This window comes from Rhodocyclus purpureus (assembly GCF_016653115.1).
Lineage (GTDB): Bacteria > Pseudomonadota > Gammaproteobacteria > Burkholderiales > Rhodocyclaceae > Rhodocyclus > Rhodocyclus purpureus.
Genome location: NZ_NHRX01000039.1, coordinates 1 through 23183 on the forward strand (window position 1 = coordinate 1; position 23183 = coordinate 23183).

The 23183-nt window shown below is 68.3% G+C and carries 20 protein-coding genes; 17 read left to right on the forward strand and 3 right to left on the reverse strand.

Features of this window, described 5'->3' with window-relative positions; genetic code table 11:
• Positions 1 to 193 precede the first annotated feature (193 nt).
• Positions 194 to 1099 (forward strand): LAPAL motif-containing putative phage structural protein, encoded by a 906-nt coding sequence (locus CCR84_RS08180; RefSeq protein WP_201211250.1) that lies wholly within the window; start codon positions 194 to 196, stop codon positions 1097 to 1099.
• Positions 1100 to 1268: 169 nt separating this feature from the next.
• On the opposite strand, the gene CCR84_RS08185 is transcribed toward CCR84_RS08180, so the two are convergent.
• The gene (locus CCR84_RS08185; protein ID WP_201211252.1) at positions 1269 to 2600 is read right to left on the reverse strand and encodes a ferredoxin reductase family protein; all 1332 of its coding nucleotides are present in this window, start codon (positions 2598 to 2600) and stop codon (positions 1269 to 1271) included.
• Positions 2601 to 2904: 304 nt separating this feature from the next.
• Positions 2905 to 3384: a Spy/CpxP family protein refolding chaperone gene (locus CCR84_RS08190; RefSeq protein ID WP_201211253.1), complete on the reverse strand. Its 480-nt coding sequence runs from the start codon at positions 3382 to 3384 to the stop codon at positions 2905 to 2907.
• Positions 3385 to 3569: 185 nt separating this feature from the next.
• Between CCR84_RS08190 and CCR84_RS08195 the strand changes: the two genes are divergently transcribed.
• The 11 genes from CCR84_RS08195 to CCR84_RS08245 all read left to right on the forward strand — a co-directional run bounded on the left by CCR84_RS08195 (position 3570) and on the right by CCR84_RS08245 (position 15308).
• Entirely contained in the window at positions 3570 to 4286 is a 717-nt protein-coding gene (locus tag CCR84_RS08195) for a response regulator (RefSeq protein ID WP_242508617.1), read from the forward strand.
• Positions 4283 to 5647, forward strand: a complete 1365-nt coding sequence (locus tag CCR84_RS08200) for an ATP-binding protein (protein WP_201211255.1) — start codon at positions 4283 to 4285, stop codon at positions 5645 to 5647. Before CCR84_RS08195 ends, CCR84_RS08200 begins: the two co-directional genes overlap by 4 nt.
• 254 nt (positions 5648 to 5901) lie before the next feature.
• Positions 5902 to 6426 carry a SoxR reducing system RseC family protein gene (locus tag CCR84_RS08205; RefSeq protein ID WP_201211256.1) on the forward strand — a complete coding sequence of 175 codons (525 nt, stop codon included), beginning with the start codon at positions 5902 to 5904 and terminating at the stop codon, positions 6424 to 6426.
• Positions 6423 to 6995 carry an electron transport complex subunit RsxA gene (gene rsxA / locus CCR84_RS08210; protein WP_201211257.1) on the forward strand — a complete coding sequence of 191 codons (573 nt, stop codon included), beginning with the start codon at positions 6423 to 6425 and terminating at the stop codon, positions 6993 to 6995. The genes CCR84_RS08205 and rsxA overlap by 4 nt, the downstream gene beginning before the upstream one ends.
• A gap of 13 nt (positions 6996 to 7008) precedes the next feature.
• Entirely contained in the window at positions 7009 to 7569 is a 561-nt protein-coding gene (locus tag CCR84_RS08215; RefSeq protein WP_201211258.1) for an RnfABCDGE type electron transport complex subunit B, read from the forward strand.
• Positions 7570 to 7579: 10 nt separating this feature from the next.
• Entirely contained in the window at positions 7580 to 9028 is a 1449-nt protein-coding gene (rsxC, locus tag CCR84_RS08220) for an electron transport complex subunit RsxC (protein ID WP_201211259.1), read from the forward strand.
• On the forward strand, positions 9025 to 10116 hold the full coding sequence (locus CCR84_RS08225) for an RnfABCDGE type electron transport complex subunit D (RefSeq protein WP_201211261.1): 1092 nt from the start codon (positions 9025 to 9027) through the stop codon (positions 10114 to 10116). The genes rsxC and CCR84_RS08225 overlap by 4 nt, the downstream gene beginning before the upstream one ends.
• Positions 10113 to 10712 carry an electron transport complex subunit RsxG gene (rsxG, locus tag CCR84_RS08230; protein ID WP_201211263.1) on the forward strand — a complete coding sequence of 200 codons (600 nt, stop codon included), beginning with the start codon at positions 10113 to 10115 and terminating at the stop codon, positions 10710 to 10712. Before CCR84_RS08225 ends, rsxG begins: the two co-directional genes overlap by 4 nt.
• Positions 10712 to 11383 carry an electron transport complex subunit E gene (locus tag CCR84_RS08235; RefSeq protein ID WP_201211264.1) on the forward strand — a complete coding sequence of 224 codons (672 nt, stop codon included), beginning with the start codon at positions 10712 to 10714 and terminating at the stop codon, positions 11381 to 11383. The genes rsxG and CCR84_RS08235 overlap by 1 nt, the downstream gene beginning before the upstream one ends.
• Positions 11384 to 11403: 20 nt before the next feature.
• Complete coding sequence (locus CCR84_RS08240) at positions 11404 to 11661, forward strand: RnfH family protein (protein WP_201211266.1); 258 nt, start codon at positions 11404 to 11406, stop codon at positions 11659 to 11661.
• Positions 11662 to 11924: 263 nt separating this feature from the next.
• The gene (locus CCR84_RS08245; protein WP_201211268.1) at positions 11925 to 15308 is read left to right on the forward strand and encodes a 2-oxoacid:acceptor oxidoreductase family protein; all 3384 of its coding nucleotides are present in this window, start codon (positions 11925 to 11927) and stop codon (positions 15306 to 15308) included.
• 512 nt (positions 15309 to 15820) lie between these two features.
• On the opposite strand, the gene CCR84_RS08250 is transcribed toward CCR84_RS08245, so the two are convergent.
• The gene (locus CCR84_RS08250; RefSeq protein WP_201211270.1) at positions 15821 to 17272 is read right to left on the reverse strand and encodes an aldehyde dehydrogenase; all 1452 of its coding nucleotides are present in this window, start codon (positions 17270 to 17272) and stop codon (positions 15821 to 15823) included.
• Between the two features lie 223 nt (positions 17273 to 17495).
• Here CCR84_RS08250 and CCR84_RS08255 point away from each other — a divergent pair, with 223 nt between their 5' ends.
• The 5 genes from CCR84_RS08255 to CCR84_RS08275 are packed head-to-tail and all read left to right on the forward strand — an operon-like array spanning position 17496 to position 23138.
• Positions 17496 to 18404: a 2-oxoacid:acceptor oxidoreductase family protein gene (locus tag CCR84_RS08255; protein ID WP_201211271.1), complete on the forward strand. Its 909-nt coding sequence runs from the start codon at positions 17496 to 17498 to the stop codon at positions 18402 to 18404.
• The gene (locus CCR84_RS08260) at positions 18401 to 19642 is read left to right on the forward strand and encodes a hypothetical protein (protein WP_201211273.1); all 1242 of its coding nucleotides are present in this window, start codon (positions 18401 to 18403) and stop codon (positions 19640 to 19642) included. Before CCR84_RS08255 ends, CCR84_RS08260 begins: the two co-directional genes overlap by 4 nt.
• Positions 19639 to 20547 (forward strand): thiamine pyrophosphate-dependent enzyme, encoded by a 909-nt coding sequence (locus tag CCR84_RS08265; protein ID WP_201211275.1) that lies wholly within the window; start codon positions 19639 to 19641, stop codon positions 20545 to 20547. The genes CCR84_RS08260 and CCR84_RS08265 overlap by 4 nt, the downstream gene beginning before the upstream one ends.
• A gap of 30 nt (positions 20548 to 20577) precedes the next feature.
• Positions 20578 to 21393, forward strand: a complete 816-nt coding sequence (locus tag CCR84_RS08270; RefSeq protein ID WP_201211276.1) for a uracil-DNA glycosylase family protein — start codon at positions 20578 to 20580, stop codon at positions 21391 to 21393.
• Entirely contained in the window at positions 21390 to 23138 is a 1749-nt protein-coding gene (locus tag CCR84_RS08275; RefSeq protein ID WP_201211278.1) for an amidohydrolase family protein, read from the forward strand. The genes CCR84_RS08270 and CCR84_RS08275 overlap by 4 nt, the downstream gene beginning before the upstream one ends.
• Positions 23139 to 23183: the final 45 nt, after the last annotated feature.

Consider the following 23183-nt stretch of genomic DNA (forward strand, 5'->3'; position numbering starts at 1 on the left):
CTCGACCACTTGCCCGGAGGCACCAAAAAACGCGTCGACTGAGCTGCCATCCCTTCGCGAAAAGCACATGTAGTGCCACTCGCGAAAAATTTTTAACGCAAGACTATGTTTTACAAGGAAAGTTTAAAGTAGCTGTTAAACCCGGGCTAATTCATCTTGAGTTACGCAGCACGACCGGACGATAATCTCTCTCATGAAGCCCGCTCAATTCCGTGTCACCTACGACGGCCCCGCTCTCGCCAGCCATCAGATGGATGTTCGCGAGTTGGCGCCGGCCTTGCTCGCCGTCGGCAATGCGCTCGACGCGGCGACGCGTGCGCTGTACGGCGACCGGATCAAGGCACAGACCACGGTACACGCCAGTTTCAAGAGCGGATCGTTCGGCATCGATTTTCAGTTGGCGACTGACTGGGTCTTGAAGGTACGCGACATCTTCGCGTCGGATACCGCGACGGCTGTTGTCAACGCGGCTGAACTCCTCGGCCTGCTGGGTCTGCTGACGCATAAAGGTCGCCGCGGTCTGATGCAGGTGTTGAAGTGGCTGCGCGGTCGAGCCATCGAGCGTGTGGAAATCGAAGAAGGAAAGGTTCGCCTGCTCGTCGAGGGTGAGGCGATCGAGATCGAGCAGGCCGTGCTGGAACTGCTGCGCGATGTCGCGGTACGCGAAGCGATTGATGCGATGCTCGCCCCCCTTGATGCCGAGGGCGTGGACATTTTCGCCTCCGGCGATGAAGATGGCTTCGCAGTCACGGTCACGAACGATGAGCGTGGATGGTTCCACGTGCCAGCCCTCACCGATGAACTGCTGCTCGACGACGTGCGCAAGATGGCGTTCTCGATCGTCTCGCTGGCGTTCAAGGAAGACAACAAGTGGCGCCTCTACGATGGCGCGGCCACCATTCACGCGACGATCACGGACCAGACATTCCTTGCGCGCGTCGACCAGAACCTGGTGAGTTTCGCCAAGGGCGATGTCCTGATTTGCATGGTGCGAGTCCAGCAGTGGCACTCCCCGTCGGGCGCGCGTACCGAGTACGAAGTGGTCGAAGTTCTCGAACATCGCAGCGCCGCCAGACAGTTGCGCCTGCCGGGAACCTGAGCCGGCGCGATGATTCGACGCAGGTTGTCTCGACCAGTCAGTTCAGGCGGGGCGTAAGGAAGCCGTGAATATACCGATCTTTGCGAAGTTAGCGAAAAACGATAACTCTCGTAATATCGGTTGATATCAATTGTCGATCAGGCTTCGTCAGGAAGCGAAGCGCTCCCGCTCACCGCATCGCGAACAACTCCTGATGGAAGCGCCCTTCGGGCAGCCCGTTCGCTTCCAGGTCGCTCCTGATCGCATCGCCGAACGCGCTCGGGCCGCAGAACCACACTTCCGCGTCGCGCCAGTCGGGGATTTCGGCGCGCAGCCGCTCGCCGCTCAGCCGAGCGTCGCGGCCACTGACCAGCACGTGCAGGCGCACGCCCGCCGCCTGCGCATCAGCCGCGATGTGGGCACCGGCGACCGGATCGTCCACGCTGCGGCAGTGGTAGAGATCGACGACGCGCCCGTCGGGAGTCACCGCCAGCGACTGCATGCGCGCGATGAACGGCGTGATGCCGATGCCGGCGCCGATCCAGATCTGCCGCCGCGCCGCGCCCTCGAAATCGAAGCGCCCGTAAGGCCCTTCGACCGAAACCACGTCGCCCGGCCGCAGCGACGAGGCCAGGGTGCGCGTGTAATCGCCGAGCGCCTTGACCAGGAACAGCAACTTGCCGTCGCCCTTCCACGCCGAAGAAATCGTGAAGGGATGCGCGCCCTCCTCGGCGTGGAAGGTGACGAAGGCAAACTGGCCGGCGGCGTGCCCCGGCCAGCGATCCCGGAGCTGGATCCCGATCGCATTGACCCGAGGACCCTCGAGAAACTCGGCGCGCTCGATCACCCCGACCGCGCGGCGCTTGACGCCGATGCGCCGGAACAGGCTGATCAGCGCGGCGAGGCTGCCACCGATCATCAGCGCGCCGACGACCACGCCGAGCGGCGACGCCCAGTTGGCGAAGCTCAGCAGCGGCACCGAATGCAGCACCAGCGCGAGGTACACGACCGCCAGCCAGCGGTGGCTCGCGAAGAACCAGCGCCACGGAAAGCGCTTGATCAGCGCGATCGCGATCAGCACCACGGCGAGGTAGAAGGCCCACTCGCCGATCGACTCGGCGAAGCCACGCTGGCTCTGGAAGAAGCGGAAGATCTCCACCGTCTGCTCGGGCGCCTTGCCACGCGGCGGACGTTCGAGCAAGCCGGCGCCGACCAGCCACTTCGGACCCTTCGCCGACAGCCAGTGCAGGATCGAGATCACCAGCCCGGCGATGCCGAGCCACTTGTGCAGCCGGTACATCTTGTCGAGCCCGCCGAAGTGGCCTTCGAGCCAGGTCGGGCGGACTGCGAGGATCATCGCCACGCTCATCGCGCCGATGCCGAGCACACCCGAGTACTGGACGAGCAGGTTGCGCCAGGCGAAGAAGCCGCTCGCGTTCGACAAGTCGCTCGCCGGCGCCAGCAGCCACAACGCGCTCAGTCCGAGCAGCAGGGTGATGAACCTTCTTTGTAGCGTTTTCATGGCGAGTTCCCGTTCATCGATCAGGCAAAACGCAGCCATTCGCTGCCGTCATTGCGAGGCGCGTAGCGCCGTGGCAATCCAGTTTGTTCTTCTGTACTGGCAGCGTTCCAGATAGACGCGAGTGAATCTGGAACTGCCCCACGAACTGGATCGCCACGCCCTTCGGACTCGCGATGACCGACTGCTGCTGATCGCGACGGCTTCGGCAGATCAGCTCGGCCGATGTTTCAAGAAATTGTTCCAGGTTTCATGTTAACGCCGGTCGCACCATGCAGCACCCGACCGGCGCACCGGCTTCCTTCCCTCAGCGCCAGTGGTGCATCGGTCCGCGGCCGAGCAACTCGTTCTGCTGTAGCCGCGTGCGCTGCTCCGGCGTCAGCAGCGCATACACCCGGTGCGTGCGCTCCGCCTGCAGCTTCGCCCTCTCCTTCTCGGCGGCGGCGATCCGCTCGCCGATCTCGGCCGCAGCAGCGGGCGTGTAGGCATCCGAGGCGGCGAGCTTGCGCAATGCGTCGCGCTGCTCGCGCAGGTCCTTCGCACTCTCGGCGAAGCCCTTGCGCTGCTCGTCGCGCAGCGCGGCAAGCTGGCTGACCTGTTCGGCGGAGAGGTCGATGCCATGCAGCCCCGGCATTCCAGCGCCCTGGCAGCGCTCGGCAGCGGCACGCTGGTGCATGCCGTGGCCGCCGTGCTCATGGGCCAGTGCGCTCAAGGGCAAGGCCAGCGCGATTGCACTGACGGCGAGGAATCTGGAGGCGGTGGCAGAAATCGCGGGGAGGTTTTTCATGGTCGGTTCTCCTTGGGGTTGTCGATCGGCTCGTTGCCGACCGCAGGAGAATTTTCACGCTGAGGCCCATTGCAAATGATTTCAGCGGCAGACACGCTCGTTCCAAAATGTTTCAATCGCCGCCGCGGCGCCAGCGGCCGGAATAAGATGGCTGCCACACTGCCATGACGACTCGACCTCACGCCATGAAGAAGATCCTCGTCGTCGACGACGACCCCGAGTTGCGCCAGTTGCTGGCGACCTATATGCGGCGCAACGACTACGATGTGCTGCTGCTGCCGGACACGCGGCAGCTCGACGCTTACATCGAGCGCCATCAGCCGCATCTGGTCGTTCTCGACCTGATGCTTCCGGGCGAGGACGGACTCGCCGCGTGCCGGCGCCTGCGTGCTCGCGGCGAGACCTTGCCGATCATCATGCTGACCGCACGCGACGAGCCGATCGACCGCGTTCTCGGGCTGGAGATGGGCGCCGACGACTATGTCGGCAAGCCCTTCGACCCGCGCGAGCTGGTCGCGCGCATCGAGGCTGTCCTGCGCCGCGGCCGGCAGGCAGCGGCGGCGCCCGTGGCGCAGGGTGGCGTCGTCCATTTCGGCGACTGCGCGCTCGACCGCGCCAGCCGGCAGCTGACGCGCGCGGGGAAGTCGGTGCTGCTGTCGAGCGGTGAGTTCGCGCTCCTCAACACGCTGATCGTCCATGCCAACCGGCCGATGAAGCGCGAGCGCCTGCTCGAACTGACGCGCGGCGAAGCGAACGAGTCCTTCGATCGCGCGATCGACGTGCAGATCCACCGCCTGCGCCGCCTGATCGAGGCCGACCCGGCGCGGCCGCGCTACCTGCAGACGGTGTGGGGAGTCGGCTACGTCTTCGCCCCCGACGGCGAGAACGGAGCGCCGGCGTGACCCTGCCCGCCGGGCTTTCCCGCCTCCTTCCCGGCTCGCTGGCGGCGCGCACGCTGCTGCTCGTCATCGCCGTCGTCGCCATCGCCGAACTCGCGACCTTCTCGCTATTCCTGCGCCACGGACGCGAGGAGCATGCGCAGCGGACGACGCAGTTCATCGCCGGCCAGATCCGCCTCTGGCAGAGCGCCCTTCCCGGAATCGACGCCGCCGGCCGGCAGCGGCTGCAGGACGCCGATGCCGGCGAACACGAACAGGGAATCCAGCTGCGCGCCGACGACGCTGCGGTCCCCGGCACCAGCCCGGAGCGGGGTTTTGCGCGCAGGCTGGCGGCCGAGCTCGAACGTCAGTTGGGCGTGCCGGTGCAAGTGCGCAAGGAGGGTGACGGGCGGCGCGGCAATCTGTGGATCGGCTTCGCAGCCGGCGAAGAACGCTGGTGGCTGGTGCTGCCGCCGCCGCGCTTCGAACAGCAGTCGCTGCCGCCGTCGCTGTGGCTGGGGCTGGCGGCCTCGCTCGCCGTGCTCCTGCTCATCGCCGGACTGTTCGTGCGCGGGATCGTCAGACCGCTGGCGCGACTCGGCGACGCGGTCACGCAGACCGGCGCCGGCCAGGCGCGCACGGTCACCCCCGAGGGGCCGCGCGAGGTCAGGCAACTGGCCGCCTGCCACAACACGATGGTCGAGCAGCTGGCAGCGGCCAACGCGGAACGGCGCGAGATGCTCGCCGGACTGACGCACGACCTGCGCGCGCCGCTCGCCCGCCTGCGCCTGCGCCTCGCGCTGCTCGAAGAAAGTGCCGAGCGCGACGGAATCGCGCGCGACGCCGAGGACATGGAGCGCATCGTCGGACAGTGCCTCGCTTTCCTGCGCAGCGAGCAACTGGGGCCAACGCCGGCGGCGCCGCTACCGATTGCCGACGCGGTCAGCAACGAGGTGGCGCGCCAGCGCGAGCTGGGACGTCCGGTCACGATGTCAGCCGCCGAAGGGGTCGCTGCCTGCACCGTCGCCATCGACCCCGGCAGCCTGCAACGGATCCTCGACAACCTGATCGACAACGCGCTGCAATACGGAGCGCCACCGGTCGAGGTATCGCTCGCGATCGAGCGGCCGGGAAGCGTGACCCTGTGCGTGCGCGACCACGGAGAGGGGATCGGCGCCGAACAGCGCGAACGTGCGCGCGAAGCCTTCGTCCAGATCGAACCCGCACGCGCCACCCGCGGCAGCTGCGGACTCGGGCTGGCGATCGTGCACCGCATCGTCGCTGCCTGCGGCGGGGAAATGATCCTCGGTGAGGCGGAGGGCGGCGGGCTGGACGTGACGATGCGGCTGCCGCTGACGGACAGCGGGACTAAGGGATTCCACTAAGGAAAGGCAGGGCATTTTTTGCGCAGCTTCGTCCGTGCTGCTATAGTTTGTCACTGGATCGGCGAACCATCCTACCCTGCGGGTGTGTTCGCTGCGCCGGCGGGTTCATCGCTCGCCGACTTTTTCCCTGCTGTGCCGGGTACTGCCACCCCGATCTTCACCGCGACCGGGACCGCTACCGTCCTCGCCGAATCGCCCCACCGGGTGCCGGCCAGGAGACCTTCGACCCCGGCCAGCGACTGCCGGTACCCTCGATGCCCGAACCTAGCCCCCCTGTAAACCCAGCTGCCAGCCGGCAGATGGTCGAAGACTTCGCGCGCGTCGTCGCAGCCGACGCCGACTTCGCCTGGCTCGAACCCGAGCAGGGGCCATCCTGCGGCGCCTGCTCGGCGTCGGCTGCGTGCGGCGCCAAGGGCATCGGGACGCTGGCGAGCAAGCTGGAAGCGCGCCGTTTCGCCCTGCCGCAGCCGGCGGACGAGCCGCGTTTCCGGGTCGGCGAACGGATCGTCGTCGGCGTCGGCGCACCGACGCTGGTTTCAGGCGCGGCGATCGCCTACATGCTGCCGCTGCTGACGCTGTTCGGCGCAGGCTTCGTCGCGCAGGCCCTCGACGGCCGCGACGGCGTCACCCTGCTGGCCAGCATCGGCGGGCTGTGCGCCGGCCTGGCGCTGGCGGCACTCCTGGCGCGCCGAATGTCGGCGCGCGGTGGTCTCGCGCTTCATTACCTGCGTCGTGCCGGAGCGGCAACGGCGTGCATTCCGTCTGGAGGCGGCTCGTGAAGGAATACATCCTGTTGTTCGTGAGCGCAGCGCTCGTCAACAACGTCATCCTGGCGCGTTTTCTCGGCCTGTGCTCGTTCATGGGCGTCACCACCCGCGTCGACACTGCGGTCGGCATGGGCATGGCGACGACCTTCGTCATCACCGTCTCGTCGATGATCGACTGGGGGGTCGAGCGCTTCCTGCTCGAACCCTTCGGGCTCGGCTATCTGCGCACGGTGACCTTCATCCTGGTCATCGCCGGCGCGGTGCAGTTCACCGAGATGACCATCCGCAAGGTGTCGCCGTCGCTGTTCCAGATGCTCGGCATCTACCTGCCGCTGATCACGACCAACTGCGCGGTACTCGGCGTCACCCTGCTGCTGGTCGAGGGCAAGATGAGCTTCCTCGACGCGACCCTGTTCGCGTTCGCGTCGTCGGTCGGCTACAGCTTGGTGATGATCATCTTCGCCGGGCTGCGCGAGCGGCTGTCGCTCGCCGAGGTGCCGCAGCTGTTCGCCGGTCCGCCGATCGGCTTCATCACGGCGAGCCTGCTGGCGATGGCGTTCATGGGTTTCTCTGGAATCTAGGCGAGGTGCAGCGATGATGATGGATGTCGGCAGTCTCACGGCAATGGGCGTCGTTCTCGGCGGCGTTCTCGGTGCAGCCGCGCATTTCCTGAAGGTCGAGGAGAACCCGATCGAGGCCGAAATCAAGGAGATGCTGCCGGGTTCGCAGTGCGGACAGTGCGGCTTCGTCGGCTGCGCGCAGGCGGCGGCAGCGCTGGCCAAGGGCGAGGCACCGGTCACGCTGTGCCCGCCCGGCGGCAGGGCCGTCGCCGAAGCGCTGGCGAAGAAACTGGGTGTCACCGCCGACCTGTCGGCGGTCGAGGATCCGCGCGACGAGTACGCGGAGATCGCCGAGTCGGCGTGCATCGGCTGTACCAAGTGCCTGCAGGCCTGTTCGGTCGACGCGATCGTCGGCGCGGCCAAGCAGATGCACGGCGTCATCCCCGAGCTCTGCCACGGTTGCAGGAAGTGCATCGAGACCTGCCCGACCAACGCGATCCACATGGTCGAGGTAGAGCCGACGATCGCCACCTGGCACTGGCCGAAGCCCGATGGCGAGGCGGGCGCGGCGGACTCGACGCATACGCATCACTGAGGAAGCTGCAATGAAGCTTTTCCCGATCCCGGGCGGGATCCATCCGGAGTATCGCAAGACGCTGGCGAGCGAAGTGGCGATCAGCACGCTGCCACTGCCGGAGCGTCTCCACGTTCCCCTGCAGCAGCACATCGGCGCCGCTGCCGACCCGCTCGTCGGCGTCGGCGAGCGGGTCAGGAAAGGGCAACTGATCGCGCGCGGGCGCGGGGTCGTCTCGGCTTCGCAGCACGCGCCGACCTCGGGCATCGTCGTCGAGATCGGCGAACTGACCGCGCCGCATCCTTCGGGGCTGGCGCAGCCGACGATCGTGATCGAAGCCGACGGCCAGGACGAGTGGGCCGAGTTGCCGCCGCCGATCGAGGATCCTTTCGCCGCCTCGCCGCGCGCGATCCAGGAGCGCGTCGACGCCTCCGGCATCGTCGGCATGGGCGGCGCGGCCTTCCCCTCGGCGGTCAAGCTCGAGCTCGGCAACCGCCATGCGCTCGACATCCTGCTCATCAACGGCGCCGAGTGCGAGCCCTACCTGACCTGCGACGACCGCGTCATGCGCGAGCACGCAACCGAGGTGATCGACGGCGCGCGCATCATGGCGCACGCGCTGCGCGCCGAGCGCGTCATCGTCGCCATCGAGGACAACAAGCCGCAAGCGCTCGCCGCGATGCAGGCCGTGGCGGCGAAGGTCGTCGGTGACGGCCCAAGCGTCGAGGTGATCGGCGTCCCGGTGCAGTACCCGATGGGTTCGGAGCGCCACTTGGTACTCGCCGTGACCGGTCGCGAGACCCCGGCGAAGAAGCTGACCGCCGACGTCGGCGTCGTCGTGCACAACGTCGGCACCGCGCGCGCCGTGCATCACGCGGTGCGTTTCGGCCGGCCGCTGATCGCGCGCGTGGTGACCGTCAGCGGCGCCGCGATCAGACAGCCGAAGAACGTCGAGGTACCGATCGGCACCCCGGTGTCGGCGCTGCTCGACTTCTGCAGCGGATTCGCCAGCGAGCCAGCGAGTCTCGTCCTCGGTGGGCCGATGATGGGGCAGCCGCTCCTGAGCCTCGACGTGCCGCTGGTCAAAGGCAGTTCGGGCGTGCTCGCGCTGACCCGTGAGGAAGTGAACGAGCAGCCGGCGAGCACCTGCATCCGCTGCGGCTCCTGCGTCGAGGTCTGCCCCTGCGGCCTCGTCCCGCTCGAGATGGCCGCCTACATCCGCAAGGACAAGCTGAAGGAAGTCGCCGCGCTCGGCGTCACCGACTGCATGTCCTGCGGCAGTTGCTCTTGGGTATGCCCGTCGCACATCCCGCTGGTCCATTACTTCAACTACGCCAAGGGCGCACTCGCCGCCGAAGCGCGCGAGCAGCGCAAGAGCGAACTGGTGCGCGTCCGTTCCGAGGCGCACCAGGCCCGTCTCGAGAAGATCGCCGCCGAGCGCGCAGCCAAGCGCGGCGGGGCGGGAGGAAACGCAGCATGATGCCGCAACTCAAGGCCCGCAGCGGGCCGTTCACCCACTCGCGTACGAGTGTCCGCGAGAAGATGATGACGGTGCTGCTGGCGCTGGCGCCGGCGGTGGCTTTCGACCTGTGGCTGTTCGGGCTGCCGGCGATCATGCTCTTCGTCGTCACCGTCAGCGCCTGCGTCGCCTTCGAGGCCCTCTGCCTGAAGCAGGCCGGGCAGCCGGTGGCGCCGACGCTCGGCGACGGCTCGGCGATCCTGACCGGCAGCCTGCTGGCGATGAGCCTGCCGCCCTGGGGGCCGTGGTGGATCGGCGTGCTCGGTGCGCTCATCGCGATCCCGCTGGCCAAGCATGCCTACGGCGGCATCGGCCGCAACCTGTTCAACCCGGCGATGGTCGCCCGCGTCGCGCTGCTGGTGTCGTTCCCGGTGGTGATGACCGCCTGGGTCGCACCGCATCCGCTGTTTGCGGCCGGGTCGCCGGGATTTTCCGACTCGCTGGCTATCCTCTTCGGCGCCGCGCCGGCCGCCTTCTCGGTCGACGCAGTGGCCAGCGCGACGCCGCTCGGCTTCGTCAAGACCGAACTGTCGCGCGGCATCGCCGTCTCGCAGTCGGTGGCCAGCGTGCCGGGACTGTCCGACCTCTTCTTCGGCCTGCGTCCGGGCAGCCTCGGCGAGACCTCGGCCTTGCTGATCCTGCTCGGCGGCCTCGTGCTGATCTGGCGCCGGATCATCTCCTGGCACATCCCGGCGACGGTGCTGGCGACGATCTTCGTGGTCGCCTCGCTCGCACACTGGCTGGCGCCCGACCGCTTCGCGAGTGGAACCTTCCACCTCTTCTCCGGCGCGAGTTTCCTCGGTGCCTTCTTCATCGCCACCGACTACGTCACCTCGCCGGTCTCCAAGCGCGGGCAACTCGTCTTCGGCTTCGGCGTCGGCCTCCTCGCCTGGGTGATCCGTACCTTCGCCGGCTACCCGGAGGGGATGGCCTTCGCGGTGCTGCTGATGAACGCGCTGACGCCGATCATCGACCAGTACACGCGGCCGCGTATCCTCGGCCGTGACCGGCGCGGCGATCCGCTGCCGCTCAGGGAGGGCGCACGATGAAGATCGATTCGCTGCGCCACGCGCTGGTGCTCGGCGCCTTCTGCCTGGGCTTCGGCGTCGTCATGGCGGTCACCAAGAACCTCGCCAGCGACGACATCGACGCGCGCGCGCTGGAGGACCGCCTCAACTCGCTCGGCCAGGTGCTGCCGGCCGACCATTACGACAACAACCCGCTCGCCGACCCGCTCGTCCTCGAGGACGGCGAGGGCCACGCGCTGACCATCTACCGGGCGCGCAAGGAAGGCAAGGTCACCGGCGTCGCCTGGGAGATCCGTGGCTCGGGCTACGCCGGCGAGATGAAGCTGATGATGGGCATCGATGCCGAAGGCCGGCTGCTCGGCGTGCGCGTGCTCGCGCACAAGGAAACGCCGGGACTCGGCGACAAGATCGAGGTGAAGAAGGGCGACTGGATCCTGCGCTTCACGGGGCTGTCGCTCGGCGACCCGCCCGCGGAACGCTGGAAGGTGAAGAAGGACGGCGGCGACTTCGACCAGTTCGCCGGCGCGACGATCACCCCGCGCGGCGTCGTCAAGGCGATCCGCGGCGGTCTCGATTTCTTCGACGCGAACAAGACGCGCTTGCTGGAGGCGAACTGATGGCTACCGATTACCGCAGGATCGTGCGCGACGGCATGTGGGACAGCAACGGCGTCCTCGCCATGCTGCTCGGCATGTGCCCGGCGATGGCGATGACGACGAGCGCGACCAACGGCCTCGGCATGGGGCTGGCCACCGCCGTGGTGATGGCCGCGTCGAGCTTCCTGGTCGCGCTGTTCCGCAAGCACATCACGCAGGAAGTGCGCATCCCCGTGTACATCCTGATCGTCGCGGCGATGGTCACGCTCGTCGACCTGGCGATGAACGCGTGGCTGCACGAGTTGTACAAGGTGCTCGGCCTGTTCATCCCGCTGATCGTCTCCAACTGCCTGCCGCTGGCGCGACTCGAAGCCTTCGCCGCCAAGGAGCCGGTGCTGCCGTCGCTGGTCGACGGCATGTTCATGGGACTGGGTTTCACCGTCTCGCTGACCATGATCGGTGCCGTGCGCGAGATCACCGGCGCCGGCACGCTGTTCGCCGACGCCTCGCTGCTGCTCGGTCCCGCCTTCCACTTCCTGGAGACGCGCGTACTTCCCGCCGATACCGGCATGCTGGTGATGATCCTGCCGCCCGGCGGCTTCCTCGTCACCGGGCTCCTGATCGTCGTCAAGCGCATGCTCGACGTGCGTGCCGGCAAGGGTATCCAGATGGCCGGCGCGCACAGCGTCTGAGCAGCGAAGGAAGAGGAAAGATGAAGGTGGAAATCGTATACCTGGCGCCAGGGAAATGCTTCACGACCCCGCTCGACCTGCCCGACGGCGCGACGATCGAGATGGCGATCGAGTATTCGGGGGTCTTGCGCCAGTTCCCCGAGATCGATCTCGGCAAGCAGAAGGTCGGCGTCTACGGCAAGGTGAAACCGCTGACGGCGCTGCTCGAGGACGGCGACCGGGTGGAGATCTATCGTCCGGCGACTGCCGAAAAGAAGAAAAAGGCGGCCGCGGCTTGAAAGGCGTCCTGGCCCCGTTGAACCTGGAAAAAGCAATTGGCCACGAAATTCACGAAAAGCACGAAATTGTTCATAGGATTCGACGCCGACTTGACGTAACCCATCGGCTTAAAACACTGAACGATTACAACCCCATGTTTTATTTCGTGCCTTTTCCTGTTTTTCGTGGCTGAACAGAGGTTTTCGGGTTGAAAGGGTCACGCCCGTACAGTTCCCCTCGCCACGCCGCACGCTGATTCCCTGACCGATTTTCCGGAGTAGTCATGCTTTTGAAAGCCCTTCGCGCGCTGTTCGTCGCCGAGCCGGTCGTCGAGCCGCCGCCCCCTGCATTCAGCTATCCCGGAATCGCCGAGGTCGCCGACGGCGAAAAGGTGCGCGAGCGGATCACCCGCGCGGCCTGCGATGCCGTGGTGGAATGCACCTCGGCAGCGGGCGCGGCCGGGCGCGTGGAGTCCGCCGTCCACGCGCGGCCGGCGAAGATCCTCCACGCGGAGAGCGAACACGCCGCCGCCGGGGTGCTCGCCGGCCTCGCGCTGTCGGGATTGCGCGCGGGCGCGGTCGCCTCCGGCGGCGGCGTCGCCTTCCTGCACGAATCGCTCTACGCCGCGGCCGGCAAGCGCCTGCCCTACGTGCTGAACGTCAGTTGCCGGGGCATGGGAGCGCATCCCGGCGATGCTCACGACGACTATCACGGCGTCGCCGACTCGGGCGTCATCCAACTGCTCGCGCGCAACGTCCAGGAAATCGCCGATTTCAACCTGATCGCGCACCGGATCGCCGAACTGTCGCTGACGCCGGCGCTGGTCGGGCACGACGCGGCGGCGACGACGCAGGCGATCGAATCGCTGCGCTTTCCGGAAGCGGAATTGATCGCCGACTTCCTCGGCCGCCCCGACGACGAGATCGACACGCCGACGGTGGCGCAGGCCAAGGTCTTCGGCGCGCGCCGGCGGCGTATCCCGAGCACCTGGGACGTCGATGCCCCGCTGGTTTCGGGCGTCGTCCAGAACCAGGACGCGTACATGCAGGCGACGGCGGCGCAGCGGCCCTACTTCTTCGAGCACATCCCGGCCATCACCGACGCGTGCATGGACGAGTACGAACGCCTGACCGGTCGCCGCTACCGTCGCGTCGGTAGCTACCTCGCCGGCGACGCCGAGTACCTGATCGTCGCCATGGGCAGCCTCGCCGGCGTAGCCGAAGGCGTCGCCGACCATCTGCGCCGCACGCGCGGGCTGCGCGTCGGCGTCGTCAATGTCACGATGTTCCGTCCCTTCCCCGGCGACCTCGTCGCTGCCCTGCTGCAGGGCAAGCGCGGCGTGACCGTGCTCGAGCGCAGCGAGCAGCCGCTTGCCGAGGACGGACCGCTGATGCGCGAAATCCGCGCCTGCCTCGGCAAGTGCCTCGAAAACGGGTCGGCTGCGGGAGCACTGCCACATCCGGGATACGCGGCGTATCGCTGGCAGGACCTGCCCGCGCTGTTCTCGGGACACTGCGGGCCCGAGCTCTGCGGGCGCCTGCCGGGCGCCGTCGTCGCCGCGATCGACAACATGCTGTCGCCGGACGCACAGCACAGACGCTTCGTCTTCGCCAGCAGCGGCGGAGAAACAGCCGGCGATCGCCGCGCACTGCCGCTCGCGCCCAATCCGGAAGCCTCGGCAGCAGGCGTGCTCGGCCTGCGCATCGACACCGGCTCGGCGAGCGAGGCGCGCGCCGTCGCCAGCGGCCTGGCACGGGTACTGGCCCGGGAAGCCGGCACCAGCGTCAAGGGCCTGCCCTTGCTCCGCGCGGGAGCGCCGGCGACAGGACTCGTGCTCGCCTTCGCCGACACTCCGCTGCGCGTCGACGCAGGGTCGCTGCCGGTCGACGTGCTGATCGCTGCCGATTCCGGCCGGGATCTCGCAACGCTGGCGCAGATCAGGGCCGGGGGCGCGCTCGTCGTGAGCAGCCGGCTGCCGACACCGGCCGCGATCTGGGACAGCTTCCCGGTGGCGGCGCAGGCCGAGCTGGTCGACCGCCGCATCAGGCTCTTCCATCTCGACGCCGAGAAGATCGCGCGCGAGGTGGCCGAGTCGGACGCTGGGAGCGCTGGATCCGCTGCTGTCTCCCGGCTGCAGGCGTGCGTCCTGCAGGGGGCCTTCCTTGCCGCCGCCAGCGACTGGCTCGGCGAACGCCGGGTCAAGCGCGACGCTCTGCTCTCCACGCTCGCCGAAAGCGCGGGTACGGGCGCCGGCGATACCGGATTCGGCGAACTGGCGCTGTCCGGGCTGCGCCGCGGTTGCCTCGAACTCGCCGAGATCCGCCAGAAGACGCTCGGCTTCGGGCGCGGCGGCCTGCGCGCCGCCGGCACCGTGGCGGGCGCCGGCGCAAGCGCGCCGGCGAAGCCAGAAATTCCGGGGATCGACGCACGCATCGCCGAGGTTTTTGCTTCGGCGGTGGATTCGCTGACGCGAGCAAATGTCGCGGCCTTCGGCGAACGCATCGACGCGCTGCGCGCACGCATCGAGGCCCTCCGGCAAGGCAGCGGTTCGGCCGACGACCGGCTCGCCGCGCTCGAAGACGCGCTTGCGGAAGTACGCGGGCGCCGTGGTCGCCTGCCCGCCCCCCTCTGCGTCGACTCGACCGCGCTGGCGCTCGGGGTGTTCGAGGGACACATGGCGCAGCTGGCGGAGGACTTCAAGACCGTCAGGCGCGCCGAATTCGCCCTGTCGGCGGCCGCCGGCGAGCCCGGCAGCGCGGAGTGCGCGGCCTTCGACGAGTTCCTCAAACGCTTCGACTGGTCGCAGTTCTCCGACGAGGAATGGGCGCTCTGTCCGCCGGTGGTCGCCGTCGGCTCGCCCGAATCGCTGTCCGAGAGCCGGCTGCAGAGTCTGTCGAGGCTGCTGATGTCGGGCAAGCCGGTGAAGGTCCTGGTCCAGGACGATCTGTCCGCAGGCGTGGCCGGCGAGGCGAGCAAGGAGATCGGCCTGATCGCGCTGGCGCATCGCACTGCCTTCGTCCTGCAATCCTCGCCCGCCCATCCTGAGCACCTCGCCGGCGGCTTCGTCGATGGGCTGAAGTCGCGTCGCCCCGCCCTGTTCCGCATCCACTCGCCGTCGGCGCCCGCCCATGACACGGCAGCCTGGCTCGAACTGAGCAGGCAAGCCGTCGCCAGCCGCGTCTTCCCGCTGTTCAGCTACGACCCGGACGCTGCTGCGCTCGTCAGCGCGGCGCTGTCACTCGCCGGCAATCCCGCTCCCGGGCGCGAATGGGCGACGCACGCGCTCGCCTACCTCGGTGACGACGGCAGCGAGTGTACGAAGGAAGTGCCGCTGACCGGCGCAGACCTCGTCGCCGGGCAGTCCACAGAGCTCTCGCCACTGGCCGACGACGTCGCCGAAGCGCTGTCACTGGACGAGTACCTGCACCTGCCCGCCGAAGATCGCGAAGGCATCACACCCTGCATCTGGGCCGTCGACGGCCAGCGACGCCTGGTCAGGCGTGCAGTGTCGCCGGCCTTGGTGGCCAGGACCGAGGCGCAGTTGCGCTGGTGGCAGCAACTGGCCGGGCTGGCCGGCAGCGAGGTGCGGCCGCTGGCGAGCGACGAACTCGTCGAACAGGTTCGCGACGAGTTGCTGGCGCAGGTACTGAGCGCACTGGCGGCGTGAGTTCGAGCTGAAAAAGCAGTCAGCCACGAAATGCACGAAAAAACACGAAAAAAGACGAATCATTCCAGGCGTTCGCCGTCGCGGTGACTCAAGCTGATGGCTTGAACAGCAAGCGACCGCAAGCCTCTGCCGTGTTTCGTGTTTTTCGTGGCTAACGATCATGGCGAGTCGTGCCACCCTTGGGCATGAAACGCAGCCATTCGCTTGAATGCCGTCATTGCGAGGCGCGTAGCGCCGTGGCAATCCAGTTCGTTCTTCCATCTCATCGCCCTGCACGATGCGAGACCCACGCACTGGATCGCCACGCCCTGCGGGCTCGCGATGACGGGGTGACGCAGCACCGGCTTTGCGTGGGAGGGGAGGCAGGCCCGAATCGCGGATAGCACTGGCTGCTGTTTCACGCTAACTTCAGGGTTCAAGCCTCGCACCTGAACCCCGGCGCGCAGGGAGTTCAGGCGACCAGGACGCAGCCGGCGATAACCAGGTACCTTGAACCCCGGCGTGCGGGGAGTTCAGAACGGGTAGTGCCGCTCGCTGGTCTGCACCGTGATCCAGCGCAGTTCGGTGAAGGCGTCGATGCCGGCCTTGCCGCCGAAACGGCCGTAGCCCGAGTTTTTCACCCCGCCGAACGGCATCTGCGCTTCGTCATGCACGGTCGGGCCGTTGATGTGGCAGATACCCGATTCGATGCGCGCGGCGACCTGCCAGGCGCGCGCGATGTCGCGCCCGAACACCGCGGCCGAGAGTCCGAACTCGTTGTCGTTGGCGACCGCGATCGCTTCCTCGACGCCCTTGACGCGGACGATCGGCTTCACCGGCGCGAAGGATTCTTCGCGGTAGATCAGCATGTCGCGCGTCACGTGGTCGAGCAGGGTCGCCGGCATCAGCGTGCTGTCGGCCTTGCCACCGCACACGAGCTTGGCTCCCTTGGCCAGCGCGTCGTCGATCAGCGCATTGGCGCGTTCGACGGTCGCCATGTCCACCACCGAGCCGAGCACCACCGGCCCCTGGCGCGGGTCGCCGAGCGGCAGGCTCTGCGCCTTGGCAGCGAGCCTGGCGACGAATTCGTCGGCAAGCGCGTTGTCGACGACGATGCGTTCGGTCGACATGCAGATCTGCCCTGAATTGGCGAAGGCGCCGAAGGCGGCAGCGGCAACGGCGGCGTCGATGTCGGCGTCGTCGAGGACGACGAGCGGCGCCTTGCCGCCGAGTTCGAGCACCGCCGGTTTGAGGTACTTCGCGCAAGTCTGCGCGATGATCCGTCCGACCCGGGTCGATCCGGTGAAGCTCACCCGGCGTAGTGCCGGGTGGGCGACCATCGCCTCGACGACCGCGCCGGCGTCGGCGGGCGCGTTGGTGACGAAGTTGACCACCCCCGCGGGCAGGCCGGCTTCCTGCAGTGCCTCGACGATGAGGCCGTGGGTCGCCGGGCACAGCTCCGAGCCCTTCAGCACCACCGTATTGCCACAGGCCAGCGGCGTCGCGATCGCGCGCACGGCGAGGATCACCGGTGCGTTCCACGGAGCGATGCCGAGCACGACACCGGCGGGCTGGCGCACGGCCATCGCCAGGCTGCCCGGAACATTGGAAGGGATCACCTCGCCGCTGATCTGCGTGGTCAGCGCCGCGGCTTCCTGCAGCATGCCGGCGGCGAGATGGACGTTGAAACCGGCCCAGATCGCCGACGCGCCGGTCTCGGCGGCCATCGCCGCGACCAGGGCCGCCCCCTTCGCTTCGAGCGCCTGCGCCGCCTGCAACAGCAGCGAACGGCGCTCGCCCGGCCCCAGCGCCGCCCACGCCGGGAAGGCCCGGGCGGCGGCGTCTACGGCGGCGACGGCATCGCCCACGGTCGCGGCGGGGGCGCGCGTCGCCACGCTGCCATCGAGCGGATTGCGCCGCTCGAAGCGGACGCCGTCGGCGGCGTCCCGCTTTTCGCCGCCGATCAGCAACTGGATATCGACCATCTGAACGTCCTCATCGGGATGTGCATGAAGCGTGCTGCTTCGCCGTGCGACCGTGCCGGGTCAAGCGCGGGTGACGCCATGCCAAAGCCGTTGATTATACCGTCACCGTAATTCCGAAGCATCGGGCGCCGCGCGAGGCCACATGGCTTTATGACGTTTTCCGCCTACCATGAAAATCAGGGAAGGCGTTCTCTCGCGCAGGGCGACCCGATCGGAGGCTCGCATGTATCGCATCCGCTTTCACGGCCGCGGCGGCCAGGGAATGAAGACGGCCAGCCGCATCCTCGGCAGCGCCCTCTTCCTCGCCGGCTACGAGGTGCAGGACGCGCCACACTACGGCGCGGAAAGGCGCGGAGCACCGATGCATGCGGTGGTGCGTGCCGCGCGCGGGCCGATCCAGGAACGCGGCTTCGTCGATCGGCCGGATCTGGTGGTCGTTGCCGACGAGGGCCTGCTGGCGGAGGCCGGCGCTGCGATCCTGCAGGGGCTCGACCATCACTCGCTGCTGCTGACGGTCGGCCGTGAGCCGGCAGCGCTCTGGCAGGATCGGCTCAGGCTCGCCGGCCCGGTGCTCGCCCTCGCCGATGCCGTGATCGCTGCCGGCGAACGCCATTTCCTCGGCGCCTTCTGCGCCGGCGCCGCTGCCCGCCTGCTCGGGGTCGTCGCTCTCGCCTGCCTGCTGCAGGCGGTGGACGACGAGGTGGCCTCCTTCGGCGAAGCGGCCGTCGCGCGCAGCCGGGAACTGGCCGAAGCCGGCTGGCGCGGCCTCGAAGAACACGCCGGCAGCGTCGGCGAGGGCAGCGCGGCGGGAGCATCCGGCCAGGCGCCCCCCGACTGGATCGAGCTGCAGGCCGAGGCCGGCGATCTCGCCGCCCCGTCGATCCACGGTGGACTGAGCAGTATCGAAGTCAGGACCGGGCTGTGGCGCACGCAACGGCCGGTCATCGACTACGCGCACTGCAGGCGCTGCTGGTGGGTGTGCAGCGAATTCTGCCCGGACAGCGCGATCAGCGTCGACGCCGACGGCACGCCGACGATCGACTACGCTCACTGCAAGGGCTGCCTGGTGTGCCTCGCGCAATGCCCGGCACACGCCATCCGTGCAGTTCCCGAACGGGGAGCCAGCTCATGACGCGCCTTCTGCTCACCGGCAACGCCGCGGCGGCGTGGGGCGCGCGCCTCGCGCACGCCGACTACGTCCCCGCGTTCCCGATCACGCCGCAGACCGAGATCATCGACACGCTGGCCGGCTGGATCGAGTCCGGCGCCATGCCCGGCCGCCTGACCATGATGGAGTCGGAACACTCGATGCTCACCGCCGCCTGCGCCGCTGCCGCTGCCGGCGTGCGCGTGTTCACCGCGACCTCGAGCCAGGGACTGCTCTACGCGATGGAGATGGTCTACGCCGCGCCGGGCCTGCGCAATCCTTTCGTTCTCGTGAACGTCTCGCGCGGGGTGCAGACACCGGTGACGATCCAGTCCGACCACACCGACGTGCTCGCCGCGCGCGACAGCGGCTTCCTGCAGCTGCACTGCGCCAGTTGCCAGGAGGTGGCCGACAGCGTGCTGCTCGCCTACCGGCTGGCGGAACGGGTGCGCCTGCCGGCGATCGTCAATCTCGACGGCTTCACCCTATCCTTCACGCGCGAGCCGGTCGAACTACCCGACGCGCAAGAGGCCGCGCGCTTCCTGCCGCCGCTGGCCGAAGCCTTCGGGACGACGGCACGCCCCTTCTCCGCCGGCCGCTCGCTGGCGGCCGGCGCTGCCGTCCTCGACAGCACCGCCTATACGTATTTCCGCTACCAGTCGCACCTCGCCGCTGTCGCCGCGCTGCAGGCCTGGGAGGAAGTCAGTGACACCTTCGCGGAGCAGTTCGGGCGCCGCTACGACGGCGTCGAAGCCTATCGCATGGACGATGCCGAGTACGTCTTCTTCCTGACCGGTGCCCTGGCCGGCAAGGCACGCGGCGTGGTCGACCGCCTGCGCGCAGCCGGCTGCCCCGCCGGCCTGCTGCGGCCACGCCTGCTGCGCCCGTGGCCCGAAGCCGCGCTCCGGCAGTGGCTGCGCGGCCGCCGCGCGGTGATGGTGGTCGACCAGAGCCTGTCGATGGGCAAGGGCGGCGTCCTCCACGGCGAACTGGCGTCCAGCCTCTACGGGCAGCCCGGCGCGCCGCTGCTGCTCTCCTTCATCGGCGGCCTCGGCGGGCGCGAGATCGCTGCCGGCGAATTGCACGAGATGGCCACCGTCGCCCGCCGCGCGGCCGAAGCGGGCGAGGCGCCGCCGCCGCGGCTCCTGTTCACCGCCGGCGAACTGCGCGTCGTGCGCAAGCAGCAAGCGCTGGCGCAGGTAGCGGAGGAGGAAAAACGATGAGCGAGACCGCCTTCGTCCGCTGGCGGGATCTGCCACGCGGACGCCAACTCGTCGGTGGCGCGCCGATGTGTGCTGGCTGCAGCGGACTGGAAGTGCTGCACCAGGTACTCGACGTGCTCGGCGAGAAAACCGTGATCATCAACTCCGCCGGTTGCATGAGCCTGCTCGTCAGCTACCCCTACAGCCCGCTGCGCGGCTCCTGGCTGTACACCGCGATGGCCTCGGCAGCGGCCGGCGCACAGGGAATGCGCGACGCGCTCGACCTGCGCCTGGCGCAGGGAATGCCGGCCGAAGATGACCTCCAGGTGATGGTCCTGTCGGGTGACGGTGCCGCCTACGGCATGGGCCTGTCGCCCGCTTCGGGGGCGATCGAGCGCGGGCTCGACTTCATCTACCTCGTCTATGACAACGAAGGCTACGGCAACACCGGCCAGCAGCAATCGGACGCCACCCCGCACGGCGCGCACACGGCCTCCTGCGGCAGTTACCGGGGCTGGAAAAAGGACCTGTTCGCGATCTGGGTCGCGCATCGGCCCGCCTATGCGGCGACGCTGATCGGCAGCGAACCGCTCGATCTGGCGCGCAAGGTCGACAAGGCCGCCCGCCTGAAGGGGCCGCGCCTGCTGCTGGCGCTGGCCCCATGCCCGACCGGCTGGGATTTCGACGCGTCGGCAACGGTCGAGGTCGGCCACCTGGCGGTGAAAACCGGCATCTGGCCGCTCAAGGAATACGTCGACGGTCGGATCACACACACCAAGGTCCCCAGGGAGCGCCTGCCGGTCGAAGATTACCTGGTGCGCCAGGGCCGCTTCCGCCACCTGTTCGAGCCGCGACGCGACGAGGCGCGCCTCGGCGAAGTCCAGGCGGCGGTGGATGCGTACTGGGCGGAACTGCCGGGTGGCTGACGCATGCCCGGCCACTGCAGGAGGAAGCAAATGAGCCACTCTTTCGATCCCGGCTACGTCGCCGAGCCTTTCCTCGGGCTCTGTGCCGACTATCCGGAAGCCGACGTCTATCCCACCGACCAGTTCCGTTGCGAATGGGGGCCGATCTTCCATCGCGGGCGGCTCGACGGTTCGGCGCGCGTGCTGGTGATCGGTCAGGATCCGGCGCAGCACGAGACGATCGTCCGCCGCATCCTGGTAGGCGAAGCCGGACGGCGCGTGCAGGGACTGCTCTACAAACTTGGCATCACCCGCAGCTACGTGCTGATCAACGCCTACCTCTACAGCGTCCATGGCAGCGTCAAGGCCGCGACGCGCAGATCGCCGGCGCTGATCGCCTATCGTCACCGCTGGCTCGACGCACTGCTGCTCGACCCCCGGGTCGAGGCCGTCATCGCGCTCGGTCAGGCGGCCGACGAGGCCTGGCATTTCTGGAAGGAGACGCCAGCCGGGACTGCCCGGAACCTCGCCTACGCGGCGGTGACGCACCCGACCCAGCCGGAGAGCTCGGCCGGCAACGACCGCGCAAAACTCGCGGCAGCGACGCAGAAGCTGCTGGCGAACTGGAACGAGGCGCTGCAGGCGCTGGCGCCGCACATCCTGAACCCCGACCTGGCGACGCCGCTCGTCGCCTACGGCGAGCGATGGGCCGACGGCGATCGCGTGCCGATTCCCGAGTTCGACTTCCCCGCCGGCCTGCCCGCGTGGATGCGTGAGAACGACGGCTGGGCCAGGCGCGTCGGCGCCAACCCGCTCGCCAAGCGGCGCAACATCACCGTCACCGTCAGCAAAGGGGTGGTCAAATGAGCCCGATCAAACGTCAATGGTATCCGCTCGCCGGGCCTGCGCCCTCCGCGAGCGAGGCCACGCGGTCGGCGCAGCCGATCGACCCGCTCGCCGGTCCGAAGCTGGCCCTGGCCGGCCGCATCGTCACCATGGACGACGCATTCACCGTCATCGCCGACGGGGTCGTCTATGTCGAGCACGGCGCCATCGTCGCCGTGCAGGAACGCTCGCAGGCGCCACCGGAAGGTTTTGCGCAGTTGATCCCGCTCGCCACGCGCGGGACGATCTATCCGGGCCTGATCGAACTGCACAACCACCTCGCCTTCAACGCGCTGCCGCGCTGGAGCCCGGTACCGAAGCGTTTCGAGCATCGCGGCCAGTGGACGGAGCATCCCGATTATCGCAAGCTGATCAGCGGACCGATGACCGTCATCGGCAAGTACCGCGACAGCGCCGGCAAGCCCGCGCTGATCGCGCCGCTGGTCCGCTACGTCGAATGCAAGTGCCTGCTCGGCGGCGTCACCACCAGCCAGGGAATCAAGCTCAACAGCAACGCCGGCATCCAGCGCTACTTCCGCGGCATCCTGCGCAACGTCGAGCAGACCGACGACCCTGCCCTTCCCGAGGCGCAGGCCCGGATCGACGACGTCGATGCCGGCAGTGCGCACAAGTTCATGGCGCGCCTGAACAAGGAGCAGAGCTGCTTCCTGCTGCACCTGAGCGAAGGGATCACCCCGCCAGACAGCGAGGACTCGGTCGCCCGCCGGCACTTCCTCGCGCTCGAGGTGGCCCGCAACAAGTGGGCGATCAACGAGAAGCTGGCGGCGATCCACGCCGCCGGACTGCTGGACGAAGACTTCGCGGTGCTGGGGCAGCACCACGGGACGATGGTCTGGTCGCCGCTGAGCAACCTGCTGCTCTACGGCGCCACCGCGCACATGGAAGCCACCCGCCATGCCCAGGTACGCATCGGTCTGGGCAGCGACTGGTCGCCTTCGGGCAGCAAGAACCTGCTCGGCGAGTTGAAGGTCGCCTGGCTCTACTCGCAGCACCTGCTGGCCGGTTTCTTCAGCGCGCGCGACCTGGTGGCGATGGCGACGCGGGAAGCAGCAGCGATCCTCAAGTGGGACAAGGCGCTCGGCGCGATCGAAGCCGGCAAGCGTGCCGATATCCTGGTGATCGCGGGCAAGGACGGCGATCCGTACGAGGCGCTGATCCGGGCGAAGGAGACGTCGATCAGCCTGGTGATGATCAATGGCGTCGCGCGCTACGGAACGCCGGCAGTAATGGCCGCCCTCGGCAGCAAGGGCGAGACGCTGCGCGTCGGCGGCAGGACACGCTGCCTCTACCTGCAACAGGACAGCGCCGACCCCGACGTCGCCGCAGTCTCACTGTGCGAAGCCCGCACCGCCTTGCGCAAAGCCTTCCGCCGGCTGCCGCAACTCGCCCGCGAACTCGAGACAGCGACGGCCGCGCCGCGCAGCGCGCTCGACGCGCCCGAGCCGCTCGCCTGGTCGCTCGCGCTCGACGAGATCCAGGACTCAGGCCTCGACCTGCGCCCGCGCCTGCCCTATTCAGGACCGGGCGACTTCACCGGTCCCGAGCGCGTCTCGCTGCGCGCAGGAGCGGCGCCGCTGTCGGAGATCCTGCAGCCGATCGAACTCGACCCGCTCACCGTCGCCGACGACCCGAGCTTCCTCTCCGACATCGCCGCCCAGCCGAACTTGCCGGAGGCGATACGGAGCGGGCTGGCGGAGCTGTACTGAACTCGACGGCGTCACACCACCAGGCAGCGGGCAGGAATTTCCCGG

Bases quoted from the DNA above. Each gene is read 5' to 3' on its own strand.
- CCR84_RS08180 (WP_201211250.1), top strand. From the start codon at position 194: ATGAAGCCCGCTCAATTCCGTGTCACCTACGACGGCCCCGCTCTCGCC.
- CCR84_RS08185 (WP_201211252.1), bottom strand. From the start codon at position 2,600: ATGAAAACGCTACAAAGAAGGTTCATCACCCTGCTGCTCGGACTGAGC.
- CCR84_RS08190 (WP_201211253.1), bottom strand. From the start codon at position 3,384: ATGAAAAACCTCCCCGCGATTTCTGCCACCGCCTCCAGATTCCTCGCC.
- CCR84_RS08195 (WP_242508617.1), top strand. From the start codon at position 3,570: ATGAAGAAGATCCTCGTCGTCGACGACGACCCCGAGTTGCGCCAGTTG.
- CCR84_RS08205 (WP_201211256.1), top strand. From the start codon at position 5,902: ATGCCCGAACCTAGCCCCCCTGTAAACCCAGCTGCCAGCCGGCAGATG.
- CCR84_RS08215 (WP_201211258.1), top strand. From the start codon at position 7,009: ATGATGATGGATGTCGGCAGTCTCACGGCAATGGGCGTCGTTCTCGGC.
- rsxC (WP_201211259.1), top strand. From the start codon at position 7,580: ATGAAGCTTTTCCCGATCCCGGGCGGGATCCATCCGGAGTATCGCAAG.
- CCR84_RS08225 (WP_201211261.1), top strand. From the start codon at position 9,025: ATGATGCCGCAACTCAAGGCCCGCAGCGGGCCGTTCACCCACTCGCGT.
- rsxG (WP_201211263.1), top strand. From the start codon at position 10,113: ATGAAGATCGATTCGCTGCGCCACGCGCTGGTGCTCGGCGCCTTCTGC.
- CCR84_RS08235 (WP_201211264.1), top strand. From the start codon at position 10,712: ATGGCTACCGATTACCGCAGGATCGTGCGCGACGGCATGTGGGACAGC.
- CCR84_RS08240 (WP_201211266.1), top strand. From the start codon at position 11,404: ATGAAGGTGGAAATCGTATACCTGGCGCCAGGGAAATGCTTCACGACC.
- CCR84_RS08245 (WP_201211268.1), top strand. From the start codon at position 11,925: ATGCTTTTGAAAGCCCTTCGCGCGCTGTTCGTCGCCGAGCCGGTCGTC.
- CCR84_RS08250 (WP_201211270.1), bottom strand. From the start codon at position 17,272: ATGGTCGATATCCAGTTGCTGATCGGCGGCGAAAAGCGGGACGCCGCC.
- CCR84_RS08255 (WP_201211271.1), top strand. From the start codon at position 17,496: ATGTATCGCATCCGCTTTCACGGCCGCGGCGGCCAGGGAATGAAGACG.
- CCR84_RS08260 (WP_201211273.1), top strand. From the start codon at position 18,401: ATGACGCGCCTTCTGCTCACCGGCAACGCCGCGGCGGCGTGGGGCGCG.
- CCR84_RS08265 (WP_201211275.1), top strand. From the start codon at position 19,639: ATGAGCGAGACCGCCTTCGTCCGCTGGCGGGATCTGCCACGCGGACGC.
- CCR84_RS08270 (WP_201211276.1), top strand. From the start codon at position 20,578: ATGAGCCACTCTTTCGATCCCGGCTACGTCGCCGAGCCTTTCCTCGGG.
- CCR84_RS08275 (WP_201211278.1), top strand. From the start codon at position 21,390: ATGAGCCCGATCAAACGTCAATGGTATCCGCTCGCCGGGCCTGCGCCC.